Here is a 26,734-nt window from a genome sequence, read left to right as displayed (position 1 = left end):
TGGATGGCTTCAACGATCGGTGGATTCGGGTGCCGCGCTCACGCGCGCGACCTGCTGCGCATGGGCCGCCGCCGGTGTCCGGCGCTTCGGCTGCCCCGCGGGCGGGGCCGGCGTGTCGGAACCGGCTGCCGCAAGACGTGCGGCGGCGGCTTCGATACGCGCGATGCGGGCCGCGTTGTCGGGTTCGTGCTGCGAGACGGCGGCGGCCACCGGTGCAGGCGTCTTCTGCGGCTCGGCCGTCGCCGGCGGCTGCGCGTCCGTCCCCTGCGGCGCGCGCGGTGCGGGCAGCGCGGCGGCCGGGCCGGCGGGCGCTTCCGATTGCGGTGCCGGTGCCGGTGCCGGTGCCGGTGCGGGGCCGGTGCCTGGGCCGGTGCCTGGGCCGGGGTCTGCGGTGCGGCTGCCGCGCCGGTGGCCGGTTGCGCACCGGGCTTGCGCACCCCACCGCGGCCTTCCATGTTGCCGGTCGCATACACGTCGATTTCGTTCGGCTTCGAGAAGCTGTCGGTCGGCAGCGGCACGTCGGCGGTCTGCAGCGGCTTCACCAGGTGCGGCGTGATCACGAAGATCAGCTCGGTGCGGTCCTGCTGGAACGATGTACTGCGGAGCAGCGCGCCGAGCACCGGAATTTCGCCGACGCCCGGGAGCGCCTTCAGTGCGCCGGTCCCGTTGTCCTTGATCAGCCCGCCGATCGCGAACGTTTCGCCGTCGCCCATCTGCACCGTCGTCGATGCGCGCCGCGTCGTGATCAGCGGCAGGATCGACGTGCCGCCGATGTTGGTCGCGCTCAGCGTGACGCCCGTCTGCGACAGCTCCGACACTTCCGGCGCGACCTTCAGGCTGATCCGGCCGTTGCCCAGCACGGTCGGCGTGAACTTCAGCGCGACGCCGAACTCCTCTTCCTGCAGCGTGATCGACGACGTGCCGTTGCCGCTGCTCTGCGGGATCGGGATGAAGATCTTGCCGCCGGCGAGGAACGTCGCTTCCTGGCCGCTGATCGTCACGAGATTCGGCTCCGCGAGGATCTTGACCAGGTTGTCGGTGTTCTGCGCGTCGGCCGCGAGGTTGAACGGCCGGTTGTTCGCCTTGCTGAAGGCGATGCCGGTGGCGACGCCCGCGAGCAGGTTGCTGACCAGCGCGCCGCTCCACGACCCGAAGCCGCCCTGGATGTTGAGCGCGCTGCCCATCTGGTTGATCAGCGTCTTCGACACCTCGGCCACCTTCACCTCGAGCATCACCTGCTGCGGCGACGTGACGTTCAGCATGTTGAGCACCCCGCCCGCCTTGCCGCCGCTCGCCGGATCGCCCGCGCTGTCGCCGTACGCCCGTGCGATCTGCATGGCCTGCTGCGCGGCCATCGAGCTCGACACGGTGCCGGCCAGCACGATCGTGCCGGCGGCGGTCGACACATGGATGTCGCGCTCGCTCGGCATCAGCTGCATCAGCGACGCCTGCAGGCCGCCGGCATCCGCGCCGACCGCGACGTCGATCACGCGGCATGCGCCGCTCTTGCCCTGCACGATCATGTTGGTCGTGCCGACCGCGAGCCCGAGGATGTACAGCGTCTGCGGCGACACCATCGTGGCCTGCGCGACGGCCGGATTGCCGATCGTCCGATTGCGCACCGGCTCCGGCATCGGCACCAGCAGCGACTTGCCGAGCGGCACGCTGACGCTGGTCGATTCGCGCACAGCGCCGACGCAGTTCGGCCCGCGCAGCGGCCCCGCCGCTGCGGCGGGCGCGGCGGCCGCCACCGGCGCCATGCTGATCGTCATCTGCATCGGCCCCTTGCCGACCGCGGCCGGTGCGCTGGCGCCGCCCTTGGTCAGCACGGCCGATTCGACGCCTTCCTGCGCGAGTGCGCCGTAAACGGTCAGCCATCCAGAACAAAGGATCGCGGCCATCATCGTGCCCCGTGCGACGCGTGTCTGCCGCGGGCCGGTACCTGTGCGTTGCGGTTTGATCTTCATTTCGTCTGATCCCCCGAGAGACCGGCGCCGTGCCGGTGATCGACTTCCAGGGCCGCCGCGCGTTGACGGCGGCCGTTTATGTGACTGTAATGAATCGATTCAGAAGCACTCGACGCTGCCCTTCACGCCCGTCAGCACGCCGACGCAGTCGCGCCGCACTTCCGGCGCCGCATGCGATGCGACGTGCACGCGCACCGTCTTCACACGGGCCGGTGCCGGCGCTGCTTCGGGTGCGGGCTCCTTGCCGAGCAGCGTCAGCTTGGTCGCCCCGTCGGTGTTCAGCGTCTTCTGGTCGACCTGGTTGCGCAGCACGAGCGACAGCGTGCCGACGCTGCGTGCGAGGTCGAGCCGTTCGGCCTGGTCGGGCGTGACTTCCAGCGTCACCGCGTTGACCACCTTCGGCGCCGTGTCGTCGCGGCTGACCTGCTGCGCGACGGCGAGCACGAGGATGTGCTCGAGCACGATCTTCGAGATGCTCTGCCCGTCGGTCTTGCCCTGTTGTTCCTGCGTGTTGACGATCACGTCGACGTAGTTGCCCGGCAGCGCGAAGCCCGCGACGCCGACCACGTCGTTCACGCGCACCGTGATCGCGCGGCTGCCGTCGGCGATGACCGCGGACAGCCCGCCCTTCGTGCCGACGGGTGCGAGCTTCGACTCGATCACCGGCTCGCCGCGTGCGAGGCTGGTGCGCACGACGCGCCCTTCGAGTCCCTTCGTATCGGTGAACGCGCCGGTCGGCACGCTGCCCGACGGCCAGCTGACCATGTGGATCTGGTTCGGCCCGAGCGGTTCGCCCAGGTTCAGGTCGGTGGTGGCCACCGCGACCGGCGTGACCGAACTCGTGGATGTCTGCACCAGCCAGTGGGACGCGAACACGACCGCGGCAAGACCCGCGATCATCGCGACGACCAGCATCATGACCGCTCGACTGTTTTTCATGGCAATGCTCCTCGACGAATCGTGAAAGAAACGGCTCAACCGGTGACGTAGGTGCGTCCGCCGCGCTCGACGGGCGGCGGATGGCTGCCGTCCCGTTCGGGCACCGTGCCGAAATAGCTCGCCCATGCGTCGTACAGCGCGTCGTGCGTCACCTCGGGCGGATCGCCGCGGTAGCGCGCGCCAGCGGCCACGAGACGCAGCAGGTCCGCCGGGAAACAGGCGAGAAACGCCTTGCCGGTCGGCAGGTGCAGCCGATGCAGCAGGTAGTCGAATGCATCGCTCGCGGATACGAGCCCGAGCGATGCGCAGGCCGCGTTGTACACCGCGCGGTAGTCGTCGATCGACATCGCGCCGACGTGCAGCTTCGAACCGAGGCGGCGCAGGAACGCGTCGTCGCCCAGTTGCTCCGGCGACAGGTTGCTCGAGAACACCGGCCAGACGTCGAACGGCATCACGAAGCGGTTGCCGGATTCGAGCGTCAGCAAATCGACGCCGCGATCGAGCGGGCGCAGCCAGCGATTGAGCAGGTCGCGCGGCTCGACGCGCTGGCGGCCGAGATCGTCGACGACGTACATGCCCAGGTTCGCCTTCATGTGCGGCGGCGCCTGGTAGAAGCCGGCGGCTTCGTCGCGGCGCAGGTCGAGCTCGTCGAGCGTCAGTTCGCCGCCCGACATCACGACCGGCCGTTGACACAGGCGCCAGCGGCGATCGACCGACAGGCCGCCGGACGGCCCTCCCGCGTCGACGTGCACGAGCGGGTCGTAGATCTGGATCACTTCGCCGGCCGCGCAGATCGCGTGCGGCACCGGCACGCGGCCGCGCATCAGCGAGCCGAGCCGCTCGGCGAGGAAGGTCTTGCCGCTGCCGGCCGGGCCGTGGATCAGCAGCGGACGGCCGGCGTTCAGCGCGGCCGCCGCCGCGTCGAGCAGCGACGTGTCGATCACGATCCCTTCGAATGCCGCCCACACCTCGTTCTGGCTGATGCGAAGCTTGCGCACCGAATGCGCGTCCAGGCACGCGATATAGGCATCGAGCGTCACCGGTGCTGGACCGCTGTAGCCGCTGCGCGAGCGTTCTTCCAGCGCGAGCACGCGGCCCGCGTCGGTCAGGCGGAACGTCACGTCGAGATCGGTCGCGCCGCGATGGGTGAGCTCCACGAGGTGCTCGCGCACCAGGAATGCGAAGACGTCGTCGAGCACCGCGAGCGACAGGCAGTGCCGCTCGACCAGGTCGCCGTACGACGGGCGGCCCAGCATCAGCGTCGACTTCAGCACGAGGCCGGCAACGAACGTCATGCTCAACCCGGTTTCCTCGAGCGAGCGCGGCGCCGCAGGCAACTGCGCGCCCAGCTTCGTATGCGCTTCCCGCGACGGCAACGGATCGGGCAGGCGTGCCACCTGTGCGTCGCGTCTCGGTTCGGTGTGATTCGTGTTCATGATCGTTGCGTCCTCGTTGCGGATGCGTCGCGCTATGCGCACGACACGAACAGCATGCCCAGCGTGCCGGCCGCGATCGCCACGCCGTACGGCAGCGTGCCGACCGATGCGATGGCGACGGGGCCGCCGGCAGCCTCGGCGCTCGCGCCCGGCGAGCGCCGCGCGAGCAACGCGCGCACGTTCGCCCACATCTGGCGCAGCCGCCCGCGCAGCAGCGCGAAGGCGATGGCGCCGATCCCGCCGGCCAGGAAGGTGGCCAGCACGATGTAAAACGTCATTTCCGCGCCGACCCAGGCGCCGATCGCGAGCATCAGCTTCACGTCGCCGGCCGCCATGCCGCGCAACAGGTAGAACGGCAGCAGCATGCCGAAGCCGGTCGCGGCGCCGGCGAGCCAGCCGAGTGCACCGGCCACGACGCCGTGCAACAGGCACTGGGCAACCAGCGCGCCGACCAGGCCGAGCAGGACGAGACGGTTCGGAATGCGACGGGTCGCGATGTCCGTGCTGGCCGCGGCGACCGCGAGCAGCGTCACGCACAACGGAACCGGGTAAGGCGGCGCAACGGGGAGCATGGCGAACCTCGCAGTCGAATCGGTCGAGTCGGTGGAATCGGTGGAATCGATGGATCAGGAAACCATTGCCAGCGCGGTGGCCACGGCAGCCGTCACGGCCGTCGCGATCACCTCGTACGTATCGGCAAGCGAGCCTTTCAGCGTGACGACGCTGCCCAGCACCGCAACGGCAAACATCGCGCCGAGCAATGCATATTCGGTCGACGTCACACCCTGCTCGTCGCTGATCCAGCGACGTACGACGCGCATCCTGGCTTGCATGATGGTCTCCGGTTCCCGGTTGATCAGAGGACCGGGGACGGCTCGCGCGCTGCACCGGCCGAGCCGTCCGCGGCACGATCCATCAGATGGCTGCGACCGCCGAATCGAGGTCGTCCGCGATCGTGGCGAACACGGTCTTGAGGTCCTTGCCGACCGTCGTCAGCGCGGCGATGATGCCGATGGCGATCAGTGCGGCGATCAGGCCGTATTCGATGGCCGTCACACCGTCTTCGTCGCGGATGAAACGGCTGGCTTGTTGAATGAACTTGGACATGATGATCTCCTTGCGTAGTCACTTTCAGATCCCTCGCGCGCCGGCAGGATCGATCGATCCGGCATCGATACGTCGAGGCATGGTGTTAATGCCGTGTGGCGCCAACAAACGAATCGGACGAGCCGTTCGCCGCACCGTCCATCAAATCGCAGCTACTATCGAATCCAGATCGTCGGCGACCGTGCTGAATACGGTCTTCAGATCGGTACCGACGGTCGTCAACGCGGCGACGATGCCGATCGCGATCAGCGCGGCGATCAGGCCGTATTCAATGGCCGTCACGCCGCCCTGATCCTCGACGAGCCAGGCGATCTTCTCGATGATTCTTGACATGAGCATTCTCCTTTCGGACTGCTATGAAATACCCTTCGTCCGTCAGGACGTCGGGGGCGGGCACCACCGGCACTACTCGAAAAATCGGAATGCGTCGCTCAGCCGCGGGAGCGGGGATAGACACCCCTGTCCGTGCGAACGGGTATCAGTGAGGCAGAGAGCGAGAGAGGCGTGTACGGTGCGACCGGCCGGATGAACCGAACGATCCGATCGACCATAACGGCACGACTGCCGTTCGACGCATGGAATCCTGTTGAGCGGGAAACAAACTCCCGGCAAAGCTGCAATGTGTCTTTAACGCGGTTTGCAAGCCGCGGTGTGCTGTGGTCTTTCATTTTTATTCCCCATATGCTGCCATGCCGATTTCTTATTGCCCTGACGATACCGGGTCTCTTGGGTCATTCGACGAAGTCTTGCCCGGTTGATCGACCTGGAGCGCGTGTTCATCGTCGCGCTCCGGCCTTTCTTTCCGCAGGTGATTCCGAAGCGGGTTCCGTCCGACTTTGCTGGAACCGCCCGGTCGTCACCTCGTCGACTGCCGTGCCAACGCTTACGCAAAGAGCAGGCCACCCCGAACGAAATCCAGGCGCATCAAGCGTTCCCGGCATGCCCGTGCGCTTCGGCCCGAGGCGCGATGCGCGAAATGTTTCAAAATTGATCTATCCCGCCGGCGCCAGCGTTGCACGCCGGAACGCCCGCAGCCGCCCTGCAGCAAGGGTCCAAATTTTTTTCTCGGGACTTTCCCGAACACGTCACGCCGCTCGGGCGCCGCGATATCGGCGGCACGCGAACCCGGTAAAAAATGCGGAATGTTTCAAGCCAGATACATGAAATCCGGTCGCGCCGTTTTCTCATACGTGAAAACGCGGTTTTCACGCGCATCGCTGAACAATTTAAATACCCGCCGTCCGGGTGCGGTTTGCATCGCGCGATTTTTTCTTCAACAATGAATTCACCGGACAACGCGATTTCAGCGCGATTCGATCCGCAGGCACGCCAACATGAAAACGGCTGTGAAAGACCACGCAGCCCTCACGACAGACGGGGAATCATGTACACAGCCAACCGTGAAATCCGCGGGCGTGCAATACGCCGCGTCCAATGGCTGACAGCCGATCGGATCATTCCGTACAGCTGCATCATGCTGATGCTCTTCATCGCATTGCTGATCGTATGGGGAATCGTGACCGACGGCTTCACGTCGACCACCACGGTCCGCCCCGGCACCGACTTCTCCGTCTTCTGGACCGCATCGCATCTCGTGTTGCAAGGCCACGCCGCATCGGTCTACGACATTTCGTCATTCAAGCAGGCCGAGTTCGCGCACTTCGGTGCGTCTCTGCAGCATCAGCCGCTTCCCTGGCTCTATCCGCCGACGATGCTGCTGTTCATCGCGCCGCTTGCCCTTGTGCCTTTCCTGCCCGCGTATTTCCTCTTTTTGGCGGGCAGTCTTTTATGCTACGCGTTCGCCGTCTCGCGGTTGTCGGGATTGCGCGCGCATCTTCCCCACCCGCGCGCTGCCACGCTCGTCGTGGTCGCGTACTCGGGGGTGTGCCTGTCCGCGCTGTTCGGCCAGAACAGCGTCCTGACCGCCGGCCTCGCCGCGCTCGCGCTGCATCTGCTGGGCAAGCGCCCGGTCGTGGCCGGCGTGGTGATCGGGTTGCTTGCGATCAAGCCGCAACTCGCCGTCGTGTTCCCGTTCGTACTGATCGCGGCGCGGGCATGGCGCACGTTCGCGGCGGCCGCGCTGAGCGCGACGCTGTTCGCGGCGGCCGGGATTGCACTGACCGGCCCGGGCGCGCTGCACGGTTTGAGCCAGGCCATGGCGACGGTACGCGACATGCATTTCATGCTCGCGTCGTACTGGTTCGCGTCGCCGACGCCGTTCGCCGCGTTGCGGCTCGCGGGTGCGCCGGTGGCCACCGCGCTTGCCGCGCAAGCGGCAGTCGCACTGCTCGCCATCGCCGCGGCTGTCGACGTATGGCGCCGTACGCCCGACATGCGCCTGCGCGGCGCGGTGCTGGCGGTCGCCACGCTGCTGACGACGCCCTATCTGTGGCACTACGAACTGACGTGGCTCGGCATCGCGATCTTCTGCCTGATCGCGCACGGCCTCGACGAAGGCTGGCTGCCCGGCGACCAGGGCATCCTCGTGCTCGCATGGCTGCTGCCCGTCTTCGAGCTGTTCAACCGGTTGACGAAGCTGCCTCAGATCGGGCCGCTCGTGCTGCTCGCGGTGCTGCTCGTCGTCGTGCGTCGCGCGACCCTCGCGTCACGGAACACGCGATGAAAGCGCCTTCGTTCGCCCGTCACGCGCATGCCGCCACCGATGTGCACCCGGAACTCCCGATCGCGGGCCCGCGCCGCTATCCGCACTGGCTCAATCGCGAACGCGTGCGCCTCTATGCGACCGCCGCGCTGATGGCGGAACTGCTGTTCATCGGCATCTACTCGATCCGCGTGCTCCTGTCGCACCACGGCGCACCGGAACCGCTGTCGCCGGATTTCTCACCGATCTGGAGCGCGGCGTGGCTCGCCGCGCACGGGCAGGCGGCCGACGCGTGGCATTTCCCCGCGCTGTTCGCAGTCCAGAAGCTCGCGATTCCGGCGATGAACCTCGCGGACGGCTCAATGCCGTGGCTCTATCCGCCCTCGATGCTGCTGCTCGTGCTGCCGCTCGGCTGGCTGCCGTACACGCTGGCGCTCGTGCTGTGGCTCGGGCTCACGTATGGGCTGTTCGCGGCAGCGATCCACGCGACCGTGCAGCGCGACGCGGCGTGGCTGTGCGCGCTCGCGTTCCCCGGCGCGTTCCTCACGGTGATCGTCGGGCAGACCAGCCTCTTCACCGCGTTGCTCGCCGGCGCCGGCCTGCTCGCGCTGAACCGCCGCCCCGTGTACGCCGGGATCTGCTTCGGTTTGCTGACGATGAAGCCGCAGCTCGCGGTGCTGTTCCCGCTCGCGCTGCTGTGCGCGGGTCAATGGCGCGCACTGGCCGCGTGGGCCGCGACGATCGCGTGCAGCGTCGCGCTCTCGACCCTCGCGTTCGGGTTCGGCCCGTGGCTCACGTTCATGCATGTGATCGACAACGTCTACGCGATCGTCGGCGCCGGCCAGGCCAGGCTCGTGCGCATGCCGTCGGTGTTCGCGCTCGCCACGCTGGCAAGCTGGCCCGCCATCGTCGCGAACGGCCTCCAGCTGCTATCCGCCGCGACCGCGGCCCTCGCCGTCATCTACGCCTGGCGCGGCGCCTGCTCGTACGCACTGCGCGCCGCGACCCTCGCGTGCGCCTGCCTGCTCGTCAGCCCCTATCTGTACGACTACGACCTGACCTGGTACGGCATCGTGATCGCGTGGTACGCGCGCTATGCGTGGACGCACGGCTGGCGCCGCTTCGATCGCGAATGGCTGCTGCTGCTGTGGCTGATGCCGCTCGCGGGCCTCGCGGTCGTGCCGCATCTGTCGTTCCAGTTCATGCCGCTCGTCACGCTGGCGTCGCTCGCGCTGCTCGTCAGCCGGGTCGCCCGGGAACGACACGACGTGCCGTCGATGCCGGACACCCACGACACCTCGACCGAAACCGCGTTCACCCATCAGGCCCGAACGCACCACCGCCCGGCGTACGGAATGCGCCGCACCGGCCGACCGACCATCGGCGCTCATCGGTGAAACGACATCACAAGGGGAATCACCATGCGGGAACCACTCTATACACCGCTCATCTCGCTGGTCGTGCCGTTCTATAACGAAGGCGAGGCCGTCGAGCACTTCTTCGACGTCGTAATTCCGCTGATGACGTCCATCGACGCGATCCGTTTCGAGATCGTCTGCGTGAACGACGGCAGCCGCGACGACACGCTCGACCGGCTGATCCGGATCAGCACCGCCGAGCGGCGCGTGCGCGTGATCGATCTCACCCGCAACTTCGGCAAGGAAGCGGCGCTCACGGCCGGCCTCGACGAAGCGCTCGGCGACGCGGTGATCCCGCTCGACGCCGACCTGCAGGATCCGCCGAGCCTGATTCCCGTGATGATCGAGCACTGGCGCGACGGCGCGGAAGTCGTCGCGGCGAAGCGCAGCAACCGCGCGTGCGACTCGTTCGCGAAACGCACGGCGGCCGCGATCTACTATCGCGTGCACAACCTGCTGTCGGACGTGAAACTGCCGGAGAACGTCGGCGATTTCCGGCTGATGGACCGCAAGGTCGTGAACGCGCTGCGCAGCCTGCCCGAGCGGCATCGCTTCATGAAGGGGCTGTTCGCGTGGGTCGGCTACCGCACCGTGATCGTCGAATACCAGCGCGACGCGCGCAGCGCCGGGCACTCGAAATTCTCCGGCTGGAAGCTGTGGAATTTCGCGCTCGAAGGCATCACCAGCTTCAGCACCGTGCCGCTGCGCAGCTGGACCTACATCGGCGTGGGCATCGCCGCGCTCGCGTTCCTGTACGGCGCGTTCATCATCCTGCGCACGCTGGTGTTCGGCAATCCGGTGCTCGGCTACGCGTCGCTGATCTCGGTCACGCTGTTCATCGGCGGAATCGAGCTCATCGGGATCGGTGTCGTCGGCGAATACATCGGGCGGATCTACGACGAGTCGAAGCAACGGCCCGTCTACCTGGTCCGCCGCCGCTACCAGGCGCACGGCAAGGTGATCGAACTGCCGGTCGCGCGCGACGCGCGCCGCCAGATGGCCCGCCGGCGCGTGCAGCCGACTCGCGCGCGGATCGGCGAACGCTGACGCGCGCCGACGGCCATGATCGGTCTGCTCCAGGCCGAACGCACGCGGCTCGTGCGCTTCGGCGTGTCCGGGCTCGGCTCGACCGCGATCCACACGCTGGTCGCAGCGGCACTGTTCGCGCAGTTCGATGCGACGCTGGTGACGGCGAACGCGATCGCATTCCTCTGCGCGACGGCGTTCTCGTACGTCGCGAATACGCTGTGGAGCTTCTCGTCGACGGTCGGCACGCGCAACGCGGTGCGCTTTCTCGCGGTCACGCTGGCCGGCTTCGGCGAAACGATGCTGCTCGCGCGTGCGACCGAAGCGCTGGACGGCTCCCGCGGGATGAGCATCGCAGCGATCGCGCTGCTGGTTCCGCCGACCACGTTCGCGCTGCACCGGCTGTGGACCTACCGGTAAGCGATCCTTCCCCGCCCCACGGCAGCCGGACATTGCCGGACATAATCGGCGATTCAATTAACAGGTTCAATGTCGTTATATTTATGTAACGCATCGAGCCGATTGAATCCGATTTTCAAATTACCGTCTGAAATAATATTAAATACCCTGTTTACTTTTACAGCTTCCAGAATTAACCGAACGGGATAATCTGCATTCGCCATCCCGCCCGCACGTGCCTTGATCGGCGCGAAGCCTTGCAGGGCAAGGCGATGGCGGCCGCACGAAGAAATTCGCGCAACAATAAGTCCCATTCATTCAAACGGGAGCTTCTATGTCACGCGTCACCGATGTGCTCGTCTCTTTCGATACCGAAACCATTCTCAAAAAATATCCGAATCCCAGCAAGAACCCGGCCGCACCGACGCTGATCGACTGGCGCTATGTCTATATGGTGACCAACCAGGACAACGTGATCTCCGGGCAGGCGGGCGGCGAACTCGACCTGAAGGCGCAGGTCGGCGACCTGATCCGCTGGCGTGAAACGAGCCTGTCGCTGGGCTTCGAGAACCAGGTCGTGTTCTACAAGTTCGTCGGCAACGTCGGCAACGAACTGATCTCGACGCCCACGCCGCGCGTCGCGGAAGCGTCCATTCCGGTGCCGAACACCAGCAAGCCCGAAGTGCCGACCTGCCAGAAGGTCGCGAACTACTACTGGTCGTCGGAATGCCTGAAAGTCGGCCGCGTGACGTACCACTTCCAGTTCCAGATCATCGATCGCAACTGCCAGAGCCAGGGCTGCTTCTCCTGGGATCCGTTCATCTCGATCCATAACTGATCGCGGCAGGCGGGCGGCCGCGCGGCGGCTGCCCGCGTCATCCACTTGTTGCGGAGGAAGCGCTCATGTCTGGTCTTCGTTGCGATGTGCTGGTGATCGTCGATGCCGTCACGTTGCTGTCGGCCTACCCGGAGGCAAGCCGGGACCCGGCCGCCCCGACCGTGATCGACGGCCGGCACCTCTATGTGGTGAGCCCCGGCGACGCCGCGCAGCTCGGCCACAACGACAGCCGCCTCTTTACCGGCCTGTCGCCGGGCGACCAGCTGCGCCTGCGCGAAACCGCGCTGGCCCTGCGCGCCGAGGTGAGCGTGCTGTTCATCCGGTTCGCGTTGAAGGATGCGGGCATCGTCGCGCCGATCGAACCCGAAGTGCGCGATGCGGCCACGCCCGTGCCGAATGCCGACGACCTGCTGCATCCGCCGTGCCATCCGATGAAGGACCACTACTGGCGCAGCGACGTGCTGGCCGCGGGCGCCACCACGTGCACGGCCGATTTCGGCGTATACGACCGCGACGGCAACGTATCCGGCTATTTCCGCTGGGAAACGTCGATCGAGATCGCGGGGAGCCGGCCGGACACGAAGCAGCCCGGTTTCAAGCCGTCGTCGGATCGCAATGGCCGCTTCACGCTGCCGCCGAATACGGCGTTCAAGGCGATCTTCTATGCGAATGCCGCCGACCGGCAGGACCTGAAACTCTTCGTCGACGATGCGCCGGAACCGGCCGCATCGTTCGTCGGCAACAGCGAGGACGGCGTCAGGATGTTCACGCTGAACTCGAAGGGCGGCAAGATCCGGATCGAGGCGTCGGCCAACGGCAGGCAATCCGCGACCGATGCGCGCCTCGCGCCGCTGTCCGCGGGCGACTCCGTCTGGCTCGGCTGGCTCGGCGCGGAGGACGGCGCCGATGCCGACTACAACGACGGGATCGTGATCCTGCAGTGGCCGATCACGTGAGCATCGCGGCAATCGGCACACGGGCGGCTCAGGTGCGCGGCAGCCCCGGCGGGTTGGTCTGCGACCGGTCGATCGCTTCGGCGTCGAGGCTCCAGCGGCCGAGCACCTTCCGGTAGCTGCCGTTCGCGATCAGCGCATTGATCGCGACCGTCAGCGGCTCGGCGAGGCCGCTGCCCTTGCGTGTCGTGATCGCGATGTCCGCGGTGCGCGGCCAGCCGCCGCTCACGGTGCCGATCAGCTTCGCATCGCCGCGCAGCGACGCCTGGTACGCGAGCATCGAATTCACGCTGAAGATCGTGTCGACGCGCCCCGACTGCAGCGCGACCCAGCGCTCGGCCGCATCCGCGTAATACTGGATCTCGACCGGCGCGAGGCCGCGCGCGACGTTCTGCCGGTTCCACTCGAGCAGGATCTTTTCCTGGTTCGTGCCCGAATCGGTCACGACGCGCAGCCCGGCAACATCTTTCGGCTCGCGGATCGCCGCAATCCGGCTGCCGTTCTTCACGTAGAAGCCGAGCTGATCCTTCCGGTAGGTCGAGAAGTCGAATTTCTCCTTGCGCTGTTCGGTCACCGTCACGTTCGAGATCACCGCGTCGACCTTGCCGGACTGCAGCGCGAGCGGCCAGTCGGCCCAGGAAAGCGGCACGATCTTCAGCTTGCGGCCGATGCTGTCCGCGACGAGCTGCGCGAGATCGGGATCGAAGCCGACCACCGTCCGCGCATCGGTCGCATAGGTGCTGAGCGGCGGCAGGTTCGGCGCGATGCCGATCGTCAGTGTGTTCGCTTCCGCAAACCGGAAGCCGGCCGGCAACGCCTGTTCGACCGCCGGGTTCACGGCGCCGCGTTGCCGGCCGGGCTGCTCGGGGCTCAGGTCGAACGTCGCGGCCTGCGCGGCCACGCTGCTGCCGATCAGGACGGCGGCCAGCACGCGAACGACGCGCACGACGGGGAATGCTGTTCTTATCATGTCTTCCGGATTCCTTTGTTTTTTGATGATGCGGGCGCGGAACGCGGGCGGAGCGAACGATTTTCAGCGCCCGTCGCCGCCTGGCGTTCCCGGCCCGCTCAGGCGGGCGTCGCCTCGAGTTCGGCCGCGGCCGCGCGTTGCGTGACCGGTTGCGCAACCGGCGACGGGCGCGTTGCTTGCGACTCGCCCGCATACAGCGCCTTCGGATCGAACACGCGCGCCTGCAGCGGCGTGAACGCGCGGAAGTTCCACAGGCTGCGTGCGACGAACACGCGCTGAACCCAGCGCAATGCCCGGTCGTTCTCGTCGTATTGCGGATCGAAACGGTCGCGCGAATGCAGCGTGAAATGATTGTTGATCAGCACCAGCTTGCCCGGTTGAATCTGCACGCCGAACGACACCTCGCGCACCGCGCGATACAGGTTGGCCAGCGCCTCCTGCGCGCGCGTGTTGACCGCCAGCACCATGTCCGGATAGAACGCGACCGTCACGCGCGGCGCATCGAGCGGCCCCGACAGCACCGCGCTCAGGTCGGTGTTGTCGCGCGGCGTCGGCGCCGCCCCGCGCCACCGGTATGGCACGCGGATGATGTAGTGCTCGCCGTAGAGCTGCGCGATATCCTCCGGCGACAGCAGCTGCAGTGCGCGACGCGCATCGGCGAGCCGCGTGTACGGGCCGCCGCCTGCTTCACTGCGCACGCCGAGCAGCAGCAACGCGAACGGCGACGTATCGCCTTCCGGCATGTGCGCCTGCGCGGCGTTCTCGATATGGAAATCGAGCTCGACCTCGGAGCCCAGGCCCGTATAGTCGCGCGCGGTCGCCTTGTGCGGCGTGAGGTTGTTCACGAGCTCGCGGCCTTCGTGCGCAATCGAATACGGCTCGCCGGCCAGCGTGCTCAACGCGACCAGGACGTTCTCGCTCAACACGCCGGCCTTGAACGAGCGGCCGGTTTCCTCGAACCTCGGGCTGCCCTTCACGCCCTCGTCGATCGGCAGGTTGTCGATCTCGATCGAGCCGTGCGCATCGGCGGTCGGCGCCTTCGCGCGATCGAACGCGTCGACGACCCGGTCGGGAAACGCGTTGTAGGCGAGCTTGCGCACCGCGCTGATGTAGCCCGCGCCGCCGGCCGGATCATAGGCCAGTGCGCCGAGCGTCGTCCGGATATGACTGGATTCCGCTGCCGTCAAAACGATGCGTTCATCTGCGAGATAGGTCATAGGTCTCTCGTATAAAGATCGGGGGTCGATAAGCGGTAGGGCACTACCGCCGCGCGTTGCCGTCCTCGGGGCTCAGCGCTCGACAAGACTAGGAGACCGTCATTGCATTTCGAAATGATATTAATTCGATTGCAAACAAAAAATTTCGATATAAGTTCTGCAATGCTGAGAGTGGCTGTCCACGTCGTTCGCACCGCCGCTTAACACGAATAGTTGTTAAATAATCGCGGCATATTATTTGTATTCGCTAACGGGTCGATGCTAGTTTTCTGTCGGATTCGACGATGCGCCGGCCGTCGATCGGCAGCCGGCGCCCTTCCTCCGCCCCACGGAAACCCGTTAGATGAACCGATTCCATCTGCTGCGCAGTTCGCCCGCAAACGACGCGCCGCCGGCTGCGTGCCGCCCCCCCCGCCACGCGACGCGGAGGACACGATGAGCGATCGCGCGCCGGCACTCGAGCGCTCGCTGCCAGCCGGCGCGAGGCCGTACCGCACGTCGCTGCGCGCGATCTTCCCGACCGTCGCGGCCGCGAGCCTCGGCTTCGCGATCGTCCAGCTCGACGTGACCGTGGTCAACGTCGCGATTCCGAGCCTCGGCCATTCATTCGGATCGAGCGTCCACGGGCTGCAATGGATCGTCGATGCGTACACGCTGTCGTTCGCCGCGCTGCTGCTGACGTCCGGCACGCTGGCCGACCGCTTCGGCAGCCGCCGGCTGTTCGCATACGGTCTCGCGCTGTTCCTGCTGGCATCGCTCGGCTGCGCGCTCGCGCCGTCGCTGGCCGCGCTGATTGCCGCGCGCGTCGCGCAGGGCGTAGGCGCCGCGATGATCCTGCCTACGTCGCTCGCGCTCATCACCCATGCTTGCGCGAACGATGCCGCCGCCCGTGTGCGGGCGGTCGCGTGGTGGAGCGCGACGGGCGGCGCGATCAGCGCGGCCGGGCCGACGCTCGGCGGCCTGCTGATCGATTCGCTCGGCTGGCGCGCGATCTTCTTCATCAACCTGCCGATCTGCGCAGGCGGCCTGTGGCTCACGCTGCGCCATGTGCGTGATTCGGCCGCCGCGCGCACGCGGCTGTTCGATCCGGCCGGCCAGATCGTCGCGGTGCTCGTGCTCGCGCTGCTGACGGGCGGGATCATCCGGGCCGGCGCGCAGGGGATCGGCGATCCGTATGCGGCCGGTGCGCTGGCCGCGTCGGTCGCGCTCGGCGCGCTGTTCGTCGCGATCGAGCGGCGCGTGGCCGCGCCGATGCTGCAGCTCGCATTCTTCCGGATCGCGCGCGTGCCGGGCGTGCTCGCGATCGGCGCAGTCACGAATGCCGCGTTCTACGGGCTGATCTTTTCGCTGAGCCTGTATTTCCAGAACGCGCGCGGCTTCACCGCGACCGAGTCGGGGCTCGCGCTCGCGCCGCTCACGATCATCATGCTCGCCAACATCGCGAGTGCGCGTCTCGCCGTCCGCCATGGATTCCGCGCGACCGTCATCGTCGGCCTCGCCGTGTCGTTCGCGGGCTACGTGTGGCTGTGGCAGACGCTCGGCGCGCACACGCCGTATGCGCTGCTGGCGCCCGGGCTCGCGGCGATGGCGATCGGCGGCGGCATCGCGATTCCCGCGCTGACGTCGACGATGCTCGGCAGCGTCGAGGCCGGCCGCTCGGCCACCGCGTCGGCGATCCTCAATACCGCGCGCCGGTGGGCGCGGCCGTCGGCGTCGCGGCGCTCGGCGCGCTGGTCGCGGGCCGGGGCGCGGCGATCGTGGCCGGCGCGGCGCGCGGGTTCGCGGTCGCGGCCGTGCTCGTCGCCCTCTGCATCGTGCTGGCCGCGCGCTGGCCCGGCGACGCGCCCGACAGCGGCTCGCGGGCCTGAGCCCATCCCCCCTTCAACCGACCCCACAGCACAGCGAGGAATCCATGCCGCATCGTTTCATCGATACCGTCCTGATCGTCGACGGCGCGTCGACAGCCGCCTATCTGGCGCCCGCGTTCCGCGCCTACGGCATCCGTTGCGCGCACGTGATCAGCGATCCCGACCTGCCGGAAATCTACCGGAACCAGTTCGTCCCGTCCGACTATATCCGCCAGGTCCAGCACCACGGCGACGTCGACGCGACGCTCGCGCAGTTGCGCGATCTGCGGATCGGCGCGGTGCTGCACGGCCTCGACGCGGCGCTGGAGCTCGCCGACACGCTCGCCGAGCGGCTCGACGTGCCGACGCGCAATCCGCTCGCGACGTCGGCCGCGCGGCGCGACAAGTACGCGATGAACGAGCGCATTCGCCAGGCCGGCCTGCGTGCCCCGGCGCACTTCCACAGCACGTCGGTCGACGCCGCACTCGAATGGGCGCGCGCGTACGGCAAGCTGCCGCTCGTGGTGAAACCGGCGCGAAGCGCGGGCGTGACCGGCGTGAAGATCTGCCGCACGCTCGACCAGGTCGAGGCCGCCGCGCGCGACGTGCTGGCCACCCGTTCGCTGTACAACCAGCCGAACGACGACATCGTGATCCAGAGCTATTCGGAGGGGCAGGAATACATCGTCGATTCGGTGTCGTTCGAAGGCCGCCACCGGGTGGTCAGCCTGTGGGAAGTGCACCGCGACCGCACGCACGCGCCGCGGCTCGACAAGATGCTGGTGCTGAATCACGCCGATCCGCGCTACGCGCCGCTGCTCGACTACGCGACCGCCGTGCTCGATGCCCTGGACGTGCGCTTCGGGCCGACCCATCTCGAACTGTTCGATACGGCCGACGGCCCGACGATCGTCGAGCTGAACGCGCGGCTGCACGGCAGCCTCGATCCGCGGCTGACGAGCGCGGTCAGCGGCGAGAATCACGTGTCGGCTGCCGTCGAAGCGGTGCTGCACCCGGAGCGACTGTTCGGCGAAGTCGCCGCGCCGACGGATTTTCGCGGTTTCTGCGGGCACGTGCTGCTGCTGTCGTCGCGCAACGGCGTACTGCGGCAGGACTTCACGTGGCAGGCGATCCAGGCGCTGCCGTCGTTCGTCGGGCTCAAGCAATGGGCCAGGGTGGGCGACACGCTGCGCGTGACGACCGACCTGCAGACGGCGCTCGGCACCGTCGGCCTTTACAGCCCGACGTTCGAGCGACTGCTGGAGGATTGCCGGCGGATTCGCGAGATCGAGGCTGAATTCTTCGCGGATGAACGGGCGGTCGTGCCGGCGTAGCGCGACCGGCGCAGCACTTGCGGTGCGGCGCGCCGAAGTGCGCTCCGCTAGCGCCCGAGCAGCGCCCCTGCCTGCCGCCCCAGCACCGCACGCAAGGTATCGAGCTCGGGCAGCTCAGGCGCTTCTTCGGACGTGACGAGATAGGTCGTCACGCTGTCGAGATCGTCGAACGCATGCGCCCGCAGCTCCTTGCGCGCCACGTGCTCGGTCGTGATCCGCTTCGGCACGATCGCGACGCCCATCCCGGCCGCCACGCAGCCGAGGATCGCGCCGAACGTGCCGAACGATGCCACCGACTCGATCGCGACGCCGCGTGCCTTCAGCCAGTGCTCCGCGACCGCGCGATACGGGCAGCCGTCGTGAAACGCGAGCAGCCGCACCGGGTTGTCGGCCAGCACCTGCCGCCGCGTGGCCGTGGCGACGCTCACCAGCACCATCTCTTCGGCGAACGCCGGCTCGTAGCGCAACCCGGGGCGCACGACCGCGCGCGCCGTAAGCGCTGCGTCGATCCGGCCGCGCAGCAGCGCGTCGGCCAGATCCGGTTCGCTGCCGATCTGCACCGCGAGGCCGAGCGCCGGGTCGCGCGCCTTCAACGCGGCGGCGAGCGCCGGCAACCGCGTGGCCGCCGTGCTTTCCATCGAGCCGAGCCGGAAGTTGCGCGCGACCGGTGCTTCGCGCACCACCTGCGTCGCTTCGTCGACGAGGCGCAGGATGCGGTCGCAATACGGGATCAGCCGGCGCCCGGCGTCGTTCAGCACCAGCCGCTTGCCGTGCCGGTCGAACAGCGGCGCGTCGAGCGACGCTTCGAGCTGGCGCAGCCGCGCGGTGACGTTCGACTGCGTGCAGCCGAGCCGTTCGGCCGCGCGCAGCGCGCTGCCTTCCTGAACGACGGCCCGGAAGGTTTCGAGCAGAGGGATGTTCATATCACTTTCTCTTGTTACAGATTGTGTTTATATCATTTTACTTCGCCAAAAATCCGGATTAGCCTAGCGAATACCCGGTGCCCGACGGCCCGCTCCCGAGGAATCCGCATGCCCTTCTCTGCCTGCCCAGGTCGTACGCCCGTCCGCCGTCGCTCCGAGGCGCGCCCGTGGGCACGCTGATCGCCGCGCTGGTGCGGCGCGGTCCGACCGTGCTCGCGTGCGGCGTCGGCCTCGGGCTGCTGGTGCCGCCGCTCGCGGATCTCGCGCGGCCGCTGATGCCCGTCACCGTGTTCCTGTTCGTGCTCGGCACGCTGCTGCGCGTCGAGCCCAGCGCGGTGCGCGCGGTCGCGCGGCGGCCGGCCGTGTCGCTGCTGCTGCCCGCCGCGACGATGATCGCGTGCCCGGTCGCGCTCGGCATCGCCGCCCGGCTCGCCGGCATGCCTTACGACTGGGTCGTCGCGCTGGTGATCGCGTACTGCGCGCCGCCGTCGAGCGGCACGTCGACGATCGCGCGGATGCTGTCGCTCGACGCCAGCGTCGCGCTCGTCGCGACCCTCGCGTCGATGGTGTTCGTGCCGCTCACCGCGCCGCTGCTGACGGCCTGGTTCAGCCACGATGCGGCCGTGTCGATTTCGCCATTGACGCTCGCGTGGCGGCTCGCGCTGCTGATCGGCAGCGCCGAGGGCGTCGCGCTGCTCGTGCGGCGCTTCGCCGGCTCACGGCTCGACCGCTATGCGACGCCGATCGATGCGACCGTCGTCGTCGCACTGCTGGTGTTCGCGCTCGGCACGATGGCCGGCATGCAGCAATCGATCGTCGACGCGCCGCACCGCGCATTCACCGCGATCGCCCTCGCGTTCGCCGTCAACGCGGGCTTCCAGGTCATCGCGTACGGGCTCACGCCCGGCGATGTCCGCACGCGGCTCAATGTCGCGCTGATCGTCGCCAATCGCAACGTCGGCCTGATGTGGGCCGCGCTCGGGCTCGCCGCGACGCCCACCATGGCGCTCGTGTTTACCTGCGCGCAGTTGCCGATCTACACGCTGCCGCGCGTCGTCCAGCATCTGCGGCCGCGCCTCGAAGCACAGCGCCTGCGCCGCCGTGCACGCTAGCCGGCACGCGATGCCGTTCCATCTTTCCGCCTTCGATCAAGGATCCAGCATGAAGCGACTCATCGTGATCGGCGCCCGCGCCACCGGCAGCAGCCTCGCGCTCGTGCGTGGCGCGCTTGCGCGGCAAGCGGCCGTGACCGTGATCACCGCCCCCGGGCACCGTCTCGACGGCGTTTTTCCGGCGGGCGTCGAGACGATCAACCTCGAACCCGATGCCGGCCAGCTCGCCGGCTGGCTGCGCACGCGCTATCCGGACGAGATCGACACGCTGCGCGTGACGACCGCGCACGACACCTATGCGCGCACCGCCGCATGGGTCGCCGACGCACTCGGCCTGCCCGGCCCCGATGCGCGCCACGTCGCGCACGCGGTGTCGAAGTCGAACCAGAAGGCACTGCTCGCCGCGCACGGCATCCCGTCCGCGCAATTCGTCACGGGCACGCTGGCCGCGCCGGCGGCGCTCGCGGCCGACCCGCTGCGCTTCCCGGTCGTCGTCAAGCCGTCGGAAGGCTCGGCGAGCGACGGCGTGCGGCGCTGCGAGAGCATCGCCGAGGTGCGTGCGCAGCTCGACGCCCTCGCCGCCGGACACGCCGACGCGCAAGCGCTCGCGACCGAGCGCGTCGTGATCGAGGAATTCCTGAGCGGCAGCGAATACTGCGTCGAGTATTTCGACGGCCGGTACGTCGGCGCGCTGCGCAAGCTGAAACGGCATGGGGCAGGCTTTCTCGAGCGCGGCTATACGTCCGAACTCGACCTCGATACCAGCACGCTGCGCGCACTGATCGACATCGGGACGCGCGCCACGGCGGCCGCCGGGCTGACCTGGGGGCCCGTGCACCTGGACTGCATCGTGCACGACGGCGTGCCGCACGTGATCGAACTGAATCCGCGCATCGCGGGCAGCTTCATCTGCGACATCGTGCGCGACGGCTATGGCTTCAACATGGCCGAAGCGTTGCTCGACAAACTCGACGGACGCCCGGTGGAGATTTCCGAGCGGTTCGAACCGCAAGCGTATGCGCGCGCGGAATTCCTGCTCGACAGCGATCCCGGCTCATGGCGTTTCGCGCAGGCGGGTGAGATCCACGACGGGACGGTCACGATCAGTTACGGACCGCAGGTGCTGCCCGACCGCGAGCGGCGTGCGTTTCTTTATGTACGGGTTGCGCTGCCGGTCGCGCACGGTGCGGATGGTGCGCCCGCGCATTCCGGTTCGTCGGCCCACGGGAATCCCGTCGGGCAGCCCACCGTTTCCGGCTAGCCGTGAAACGACCGACTGGATGCCTTCCCGGGCTCGGCCGCGAGCCGTCGTGCCGCGCGGCTTCGGTCAGGCGCGGTCACAAACGGCGCCCCAGCAACTGCCCCGGCCACCCTTCCACGTCGAAGGGTGAAATTCGCTCATAGCCGCACGACTCGTAGAAACGCACCAGCGCGCCGGTCCCGCCGCCATAGCAGTCCACCCGCAAGCGCTTCACCCCGGCCGCGCGGGCGCGCTCGTCCGCGAAGGCCATCAGGCGCCGGCCGACACCCCGCGCCCGCGCATCGCGCGACGCAACCAGCACGCGCACATAGATTTCCGGCTCGGTCGCGGGCGGCACGTAGGGCATCGACTCGCCGAGGATCAATGCGCCCAGGACGCGGCCGTCCTGGTCTTCTGCCACCCACGCGTCGGGCAGCGCGCAGGCGTCGGTCACGAGTGCGATCCGCCGGGGTTGCGTCGACCAGGGCTCGCGGCCCCATTGCCCGTCGTTGCCGATGGAGACGAACCACGCAATCACGCCGTCGAAAATCGACAGAACGGCCGGGGCATCGAGTGCGCTGGCACGACGAATTCTCACCTTGTCCCCGCCTGTCAACGTCACGTTCAACACTCCTTCGCCTGTGTCATCGACCGGCGCGCAATGGGATATCGAGCCGGGCGGCCCGAGGACACGCGATGGAAGCCCGGTGATCAAGCCTGCTACGGTACTGAAATTCCACCCGGTTGATCAAGATGTGACAGCCCGCGATTCGACATGACGGGTTGTCTTCGTGAAAAACCCGGGAATCGGCGCAAGGCTGGGTGTCAATCGACCTTCTCAAGCACGAGCCTGGCCGCCCCGCTGCCGGCGGATCGGCACGGCAAAAGCGGCTCGGGGCATAGCAAGGAAGCCGAAAGATCATGCTGCAGCGCATTGCCCACGGCGCTCCGCTGCGCCGGCAAGCCGACGCGCCGCCTGCTCCCCGCCGGATCGCAGCGGATCGATTCCCGCGCGAATGTCGCGGTTCACGGCAAAAATATACAATCGACGCGATGCATCGCAGGCATGACGCGCCAGCCGCCCACTCTCGCTCGCCACCATGAACGCACCCGCTGATTCCTCCCCCTCCGCCGCGTCGGTACTCGGCGTCTATCGTCAACTGGCGGACCCGTCCGCCGGGCAATGGATCGTCAGCCGCTCGGAACGCGCGCACATGTACCGCATCCAGCATCACCGGCCTGACGGCAGCACGTCGGTCGATACGGTCGTCGATGCGGACAACCTCGATGCGAAACTGCACAAGTGGATCCAGGAAGGCTTCGTCCGGCGTGAAGCCGGCGATCGCGCGGCGCCCGCTGATCGCGGCGCGTTCATGCAGGCGCTGCGAAGCGCGCACGCGTCGCGGCCTGCCGCAGCCGGCGATGCGACGCACGTCGCGCAGGTGGGCGGCGTGCCGATGCCGCGCGGCCCGGGCGGGCCGCTCGTGCCGCCGGTGAACCCGGCCTACCTGTTCACCGCGCGCGTGACGAACGTGCTGGAAGACATCGTCGAGAACCGGCGCATCCTGCTGATCGGCCACACCGGCACGGGCAAGACGAGCCTCATCGAGCAGGCCGCCGCGCTGGCCGGCCATGGCGTGCTGCGCTCGAACATGAACGGGCAGACGACGGTCGGCGATTTCGTCGGGTTCTGGACCGTCAAGGGCGGCGAGACGATCTGGGTCGACGGCGTGCTGCCGACCGCGATGCGTGAAGGGCTGTGGCTCATCGTCGACGAGATCGACTTCGCGGAACCGGCGATCCTCGCGGTGCTGACGGCCGTGCTCGAACCGGCCGGCCGCTTGTTGCTGAAGGAGAAAGGCAACGAGATCGTCGTCCCGCATCCGTCGTTCCGGCTGTTCGCGACTGCCAATGCGGTGGGTGCGATGGGGCAGTTCCGCCATCTGTACCAGGGCGCCAACGTGATGAACGAGGCGTTTCTCGACCGCTGGCGAGTTTACCGCCTCGACTACCTGCCGCCGCCCGACGAGGCGCGCGTGCTGCAGCGCACGTTCGGCGCGGCCATGACCTCGGAGATGGCCGACACGCTTGCGGCAATCGCGGCCGACTGCCGCGCCGCGTTCGTCCGCGAGGATCTGGCCAGCGCGTTCTCGACGCGGCGCCTGATCGACTGGGCCGAGCTGATGCTGCGCACCGGCGATCCCGAAGCGGCCGCCGGCCCGACGATCTATGCGAAGGTCGGCGCGGAAGACGCCGACCTGATCCGCAGCATCATCCGCCACTACATCGACGTCGAGGCCTGACGCGATGGACCGGGACGACGACGCGCGGTCGCTCCACCTGACCCGTCTGGCCCGCACGCTCGCGCAACGGCACGGCATCGAGGTACGGTTCGCGCAACACGGGCCCGTCGCGCAACCCGACCTGCTGGTGCTGCCCGACACGCTGCTCGCCGGCGACGTCGACGACGATGCGATTATCGGCCTCGTCGACCTCTACGCGGCGCGCATCCGCTTCGGTGCGATCGATGACATAGCCGCACTGGCGTCGCCCGTGGTGCGGGCCATTGCGCAGGCGATCGACGACCGGCGCGCGGCCGGCTGCCTCGCCGCGATCTATCCCGGCGCGACGACGTTCCTGCAGCGGATGCGCGCGGCGACGGCCGCCGACACGCACCGCCGGTGGCCTCGCATGGCATGGCGCGACAGGCTGGTGTGGCGCATCGAACGTGCGCTGTGGAGCGAGCCGCCGCCTTCCATCGAGCGCGTGCCGTCGCTCGACGCAACGATGGCTGCATCGAGCGACCTCGTCGACGCAGCGCGTGCAGCAACGTCGACCTCCGACAGCATCCGCGCCGCGCACCGGATCGTCGAACGCGTGCGCGCGCTGGCGTCGGCCGGTGCGAACAACATGATGTTCACGGCCGATCCGGGCAGCACGATCGACAGCGACAGCATCGCCGCCGAATTCGAATCGGACGGACAGGGCGCGCCGGACGATTCCCGGGCGCCCGTTTCCGCCGAATCGGGCGGCGGTGCGATCGCCGACACGGCATCGTCGGCCGAAGCGCCGACGCCGGGCGACGCAGCTCCCCGCACGATCCGCCTGTCCGCGGACAACCGGCCGCTGCTGTCGGTCCCGCTGACCACCGCGTTCGATACGGTGACGGACTTCACCGGCAACGGCGAACCGGCGCGCTGGCACCGCCTGCGAAGCGCGGCCCGCGCGCAGACCGAGCCGCTCAAGCTACGGCTCGAACGTGCGTTGAAAGTGGACGAGCAGACGCGCTGGAAACGCGAACAGGAGCGCGGCGAGCTCGACCGGATGTCGCTCGCCCACCTCGTCACGTCGCCCGGCTATCGCACGCCATTCCGCGTCCCGCGCGCCGCCCCCGGGCGCGACGCGGCCGTCAGCCTGCTGATCGATTGCAGCGGGTCGATGGCCGGCAGGAAGATCGAACTCGCCAGGCTGTGCGCGGCGGCGCTGTGCGATGCGCTGACGCAGCTCGGCTTCGCGTGCGAAGTGCTCGGCTACAGCTCCGTCGAGGATGCCGCGATGCGCGCGCATTACCAGCGCTGGATCGACGCCGGCCACGACACGTTCGGCTATAACCGGTTCGTCGAACGGCTCGACCTGCGCGTCTACAAGCGCTTCGATTCCGACAACCCGAGCGGCCTCGCCTGCATCGAATGCGGCCACGAGAATCCCGACGGCGAGGCGTTGAGCTGGGCCGCCGAGCGGCTGCTGGCGAAACGGGCACGGCGGCGAATCCTGATGGTGCTGTCGGACGGCTATCCGGCCACCGGCGACGGCAACCCGACAATCCTGCGCACCGACCTGCGCGCCCGCGTCGATGCGCTGCGCGAGCGGCGCGTCGAACTGATCGGTGTCGGGATCCTCGACGATGCGGTCGAAACGTTCTATCCGGTCAGCCGCGTGGTCGAGCATCTGCATGAATTGCCGGGCGCGGCGTTCAGCGTTTTGAGCGATACACTGCTGGATCGGCGCTAGCCTCGCGCGCGACAGGGTCGAAGCACACTTCGATTCGCCGGCGCGTCACATCGGACGGCTAACATCGCCGATGGCCGACTCGAATCGCCGCGGTGACGCAGGATCGGCGTTGCGTTGCATTCGGCCGGTCGCCCGGTTTCGATGTGCGCGCGGCCCGCAGCACGATCCTTGCTCCGCGCCTCTTTCGATTGTCAACTCGACGGCGGAGTCGGCCGCATCTTCCTGCCACGGTCGGCCGCCGGCACGAAACTGCACATGCCCAGGAAAAAAACCAGCCTCTGGTTGCGGCACCTCGAACTGCTCTCCGTCGCTGCCGGCACGCGCGCGGCGAAGCGCAAGAGCAAGCCGCGACCGGCCGCCAAGCGGGCGGTCAAGCCGGTCGCCCGGCCGGCCGGCACCGTGCGCACCGCCAGGCGCACGGATACCGTGCCTGCCGCCCGCGCACCGGCGGACAAGGCGCCCGGCACGTGGCTTCGCTCGTTTCATTCCGCGGGCCCGAGCGCCGGCCGTTACGTGAACCACGTTGCCTACGCGCTGTATCTCCCCACCGCGCCGGCGGCGACAGCCGGCATGCCGGCCGTCGTCATGCTGCACGGCTGCAAGCAGAGTGCCGAATCGTTTGCCGCGGGCACGCGCATGTGCCGTCTCGCCGAGCGGTCGGGGTTCGCCGTGCTGTTTCCCGAACAGGCCAAGACGGCGCACGCGCACCGCTGCTGGCACTGGCATGGTGATGCGACGGAGTCGGAAGCCGCGGCCGTCACGTCGCTGGTCGACGCAATCGTGCGACAGCACGGCTTCGACCGCGACCGGATCTACCTCGCCGGCATGTCCGCCGGAGCAGGGCTCGCCGCGGCACTGGCGATCCGGTATCCCGACCGCTTCGCGGCAGTCGGCCTGCACTCCGGCCCGGCCATCGCCCCGCCGTCGTCGACGTTGGCGGCGATGAACCTGATGCGCCGAGGCCTGCGCGACGACCCGATACGCGCGGTCGAGGCCTGCGCCGACGTCACGTCCTATCCCGGCATGCCGGCCCTCGTGATGCACGGCGCGCTCGATACGGTCGTGACCGACCGGAACGCGACGCAGCTCGGCATCGCGTTCGCGCGGCTCAACCGGCTCGTCGACGAACACGGCGCGATGCGGGTCGGCGAGCAACGCACCTATGCGCGCGACGATGCCGACTACGTCGACTATCTCAAGGCCGGGCGTCTCGTCGTCAGGGTCTGCATCGTCCGCCGGCTGCCGCATGCATGGAGCGGCGGCGACCCGCGCGAGCCGTTTCACTCCGCCACGGGGCCGGACGCCACCGCGATGTTCTGGCATTTCTTTCGTCGCCAACACCGCCAGCGGCTGAGCTGACCGGCAACAACCGCGCTGGCCCGTGGTGCGCGACGC

Annotated in this window: 24 protein-coding genes and 2 pseudogenes; 14 read left to right on the top strand and 12 right to left on the bottom strand. The window is 68.1% G+C overall.

Annotated elements, in window-relative coordinates:
* Positions 1–9: 9 nt before the first annotated feature.
* The 7 genes and pseudogenes from LXE91_RS34845 to LXE91_RS34815 form a co-directional block, all read right to left on the bottom strand.
* A pseudogene (locus tag LXE91_RS34845) lies at positions 10–1,967 on the bottom strand (type II and III secretion system protein family protein).
* A gap of 99 nt (positions 1,968–2,066) precedes the next feature.
* Entirely contained in the window at positions 2,067–2,906 is an 840-nt protein-coding gene (gene cpaB, locus LXE91_RS34840; protein WP_039355496.1) for a Flp pilus assembly protein CpaB, read from the bottom strand.
* Positions 2,907–2,941: 35 nt separating this feature from the next.
* On the bottom strand, positions 2,942–4,342 hold the full coding sequence (locus LXE91_RS34835; protein ID WP_039355494.1) for a P-loop NTPase family protein: 1,401 nt from the start codon (positions 4,340–4,342) through the stop codon (positions 2,942–2,944).
* 32 nt (positions 4,343–4,374) lie between these two features.
* Positions 4,375–4,914 carry an A24 family peptidase gene (locus LXE91_RS34830; RefSeq protein ID WP_039355492.1) on the bottom strand — a complete coding sequence of 180 codons (540 nt, stop codon included), beginning with the start codon at positions 4,912–4,914 and terminating at the stop codon, positions 4,375–4,377.
* A 54-nt stretch (positions 4,915–4,968) separates the two neighbouring features.
* Positions 4,969–5,175 carry a Flp family type IVb pilin gene (locus LXE91_RS34825; RefSeq protein ID WP_039355490.1) on the bottom strand — a complete coding sequence of 69 codons (207 nt, stop codon included), beginning with the start codon at positions 5,173–5,175 and terminating at the stop codon, positions 4,969–4,971.
* 82 nt (positions 5,176–5,257) lie between these two features.
* Positions 5,258–5,449, bottom strand: coding sequence for a Flp family type IVb pilin (locus LXE91_RS34820; RefSeq protein ID WP_039355488.1), 192 nt, complete (start codon positions 5,447–5,449; stop codon positions 5,258–5,260).
* Positions 5,450–5,590: 141 nt separating this feature from the next.
* On the bottom strand, positions 5,591–5,782 hold the full coding sequence (locus tag LXE91_RS34815; RefSeq protein WP_039355485.1) for a Flp family type IVb pilin: 192 nt from the start codon (positions 5,780–5,782) through the stop codon (positions 5,591–5,593).
* Between the two features lie 1,051 nt (positions 5,783–6,833).
* On the opposite strand from LXE91_RS34815, the gene LXE91_RS34810 reads away from it, so the two are divergent.
* The 4 genes from LXE91_RS34810 to LXE91_RS34795 are packed head-to-tail and all read left to right on the top strand — an operon-like array spanning position 6,834 to position 10,915.
* Positions 6,834–8,072: a glycosyltransferase family 87 protein gene (locus LXE91_RS34810; protein ID WP_039355483.1), complete on the top strand. Its 1,239-nt coding sequence runs from the start codon at positions 6,834–6,836 to the stop codon at positions 8,070–8,072.
* Positions 8,069–9,448 (top strand): glycosyltransferase family 87 protein, encoded by a 1,380-nt coding sequence (locus LXE91_RS34805; RefSeq protein WP_039355481.1) that lies wholly within the window; start codon positions 8,069–8,071, stop codon positions 9,446–9,448. Before LXE91_RS34810 ends, LXE91_RS34805 begins: the two co-directional genes overlap by 4 nt.
* Positions 9,449–9,472: 24 nt before the next feature.
* Positions 9,473–10,516 (top strand): glycosyltransferase family 2 protein, encoded by a 1,044-nt coding sequence (locus tag LXE91_RS34800; protein WP_039355479.1) that lies wholly within the window; start codon positions 9,473–9,475, stop codon positions 10,514–10,516.
* 15 nt (positions 10,517–10,531) lie between these two features.
* Positions 10,532–10,915: a GtrA family protein gene (locus LXE91_RS34795; protein ID WP_039355477.1), complete on the top strand. Its 384-nt coding sequence runs from the start codon at positions 10,532–10,534 to the stop codon at positions 10,913–10,915.
* Between the two features lie 53 nt (positions 10,916–10,968).
* Here LXE91_RS34795 and LXE91_RS34790 read toward each other — a convergent pair whose 3' ends face one another.
* On the bottom strand, positions 10,969–11,208 hold the full coding sequence (locus LXE91_RS34790; RefSeq protein ID WP_135370809.1) for a hypothetical protein: 240 nt from the start codon (positions 11,206–11,208) through the stop codon (positions 10,969–10,971).
* A gap of 20 nt (positions 11,209–11,228) precedes the next feature.
* On the opposite strand from LXE91_RS34790, the gene LXE91_RS34785 reads away from it, so the two are divergent.
* Positions 11,229–11,732, top strand: a complete 504-nt coding sequence (locus LXE91_RS34785; RefSeq protein WP_011349899.1) for an inclusion body family protein — start codon at positions 11,229–11,231, stop codon at positions 11,730–11,732.
* Between the two features lie 65 nt (positions 11,733–11,797).
* Entirely contained in the window at positions 11,798–12,688 is an 891-nt protein-coding gene (locus tag LXE91_RS34780; protein ID WP_076841482.1) for an AidA/PixA family protein, read from the top strand.
* A 28-nt stretch (positions 12,689–12,716) separates the two neighbouring features.
* Here the strand turns inward: LXE91_RS34780 and LXE91_RS34775 are convergent, their stop codons facing one another.
* Both LXE91_RS34775 and LXE91_RS34770 read right to left on the bottom strand, forming a co-directional pair.
* Positions 12,717–13,655, bottom strand: a complete 939-nt coding sequence (locus LXE91_RS34775; protein ID WP_039355474.1) for an ABC transporter substrate-binding protein — start codon at positions 13,653–13,655, stop codon at positions 12,717–12,719.
* Positions 13,656–13,753: 98 nt separating this feature from the next.
* Positions 13,754–14,872 (bottom strand): TauD/TfdA family dioxygenase, encoded by a 1,119-nt coding sequence (locus LXE91_RS34770; RefSeq protein WP_039355472.1) that lies wholly within the window; start codon positions 14,870–14,872, stop codon positions 13,754–13,756.
* A 258-nt stretch (positions 14,873–15,130) separates the two neighbouring features.
* On the opposite strand from LXE91_RS34770, the pseudogene LXE91_RS34765 reads away from it, so the two are divergent.
* The 3 genes and pseudogenes from LXE91_RS34765 to LXE91_RS34755 all read left to right on the top strand — a co-directional run.
* Positions 15,131–16,516 (top strand): annotated as a pseudogene (locus LXE91_RS34765) (MFS transporter); the annotation flags it as partial.
* Positions 16,517–16,566: 50 nt separating this feature from the next.
* A complete protein-coding gene (locus LXE91_RS34760; protein ID WP_278068184.1) occupies positions 16,567–16,740 on the top strand; it encodes a hypothetical protein in 174 nt (57 codons plus the stop codon).
* 44 nt (positions 16,741–16,784) lie between these two features.
* Positions 16,785–18,053, top strand: a complete 1,269-nt coding sequence (locus tag LXE91_RS34755; RefSeq protein ID WP_039355468.1) for an ATP-grasp domain-containing protein — start codon at positions 16,785–16,787, stop codon at positions 18,051–18,053.
* 47 nt (positions 18,054–18,100) lie between these two features.
* On the opposite strand, the gene LXE91_RS34750 is transcribed toward LXE91_RS34755, so the two are convergent.
* A complete protein-coding gene (locus LXE91_RS34750; RefSeq protein WP_039355466.1) occupies positions 18,101–18,976 on the bottom strand; it encodes a LysR family transcriptional regulator in 876 nt (291 codons plus the stop codon).
* A 167-nt stretch (positions 18,977–19,143) separates the two neighbouring features.
* On the opposite strand from LXE91_RS34750, the gene LXE91_RS34745 reads away from it, so the two are divergent.
* Together LXE91_RS34745 and LXE91_RS34740 are read left to right on the top strand one after the other, a co-directional pair.
* Entirely contained in the window at positions 19,144–20,088 is a 945-nt protein-coding gene (locus LXE91_RS34745; RefSeq protein WP_052760051.1) for a hypothetical protein, read from the top strand.
* A gap of 49 nt (positions 20,089–20,137) precedes the next feature.
* Positions 20,138–21,349: an ATP-grasp domain-containing protein gene (locus tag LXE91_RS34740; protein ID WP_039355464.1), complete on the top strand. Its 1,212-nt coding sequence runs from the start codon at positions 20,138–20,140 to the stop codon at positions 21,347–21,349.
* A 76-nt stretch (positions 21,350–21,425) separates the two neighbouring features.
* Here LXE91_RS34740 and LXE91_RS34735 read toward each other — a convergent pair whose 3' ends face one another.
* Entirely contained in the window at positions 21,426–21,950 is a 525-nt protein-coding gene (locus LXE91_RS34735) for a GNAT family N-acetyltransferase (RefSeq protein ID WP_039355568.1), read from the bottom strand.
* Positions 21,951–22,428: 478 nt separating this feature from the next.
* On the opposite strand from LXE91_RS34735, the gene LXE91_RS34730 reads away from it, so the two are divergent.
* From LXE91_RS34730 to LXE91_RS34720, 3 genes are all read left to right on the top strand, one after another.
* The gene (locus LXE91_RS34730) at positions 22,429–23,631 is read left to right on the top strand and encodes an ATP-binding protein (RefSeq protein ID WP_039355462.1); all 1,203 of its coding nucleotides are present in this window, start codon (positions 22,429–22,431) and stop codon (positions 23,629–23,631) included.
* Between the two features lie 4 nt (positions 23,632–23,635).
* Complete coding sequence (locus tag LXE91_RS34725; RefSeq protein ID WP_039355460.1) at positions 23,636–25,339, top strand: cobaltochelatase CobT-related protein; 1,704 nt, start codon at positions 23,636–23,638, stop codon at positions 25,337–25,339.
* A gap of 255 nt (positions 25,340–25,594) precedes the next feature.
* Positions 25,595–26,698, top strand: a complete 1,104-nt coding sequence (locus LXE91_RS34720) for an extracellular catalytic domain type 1 short-chain-length polyhydroxyalkanoate depolymerase (protein WP_039355458.1) — start codon at positions 25,595–25,597, stop codon at positions 26,696–26,698.
* Positions 26,699–26,734 lie beyond the last annotated feature (36 nt).

The sequence above is a fragment of the Burkholderia contaminans genome (genome assembly GCF_029633825.1).
Taxonomy (GTDB): Bacteria; Pseudomonadota; Gammaproteobacteria; order Burkholderiales; family Burkholderiaceae; genus Burkholderia; species Burkholderia contaminans.
The sequence above is the reverse complement of the archived record's forward strand: the minus strand, read 5'-3'. Positions and strand labels throughout refer to the sequence as shown.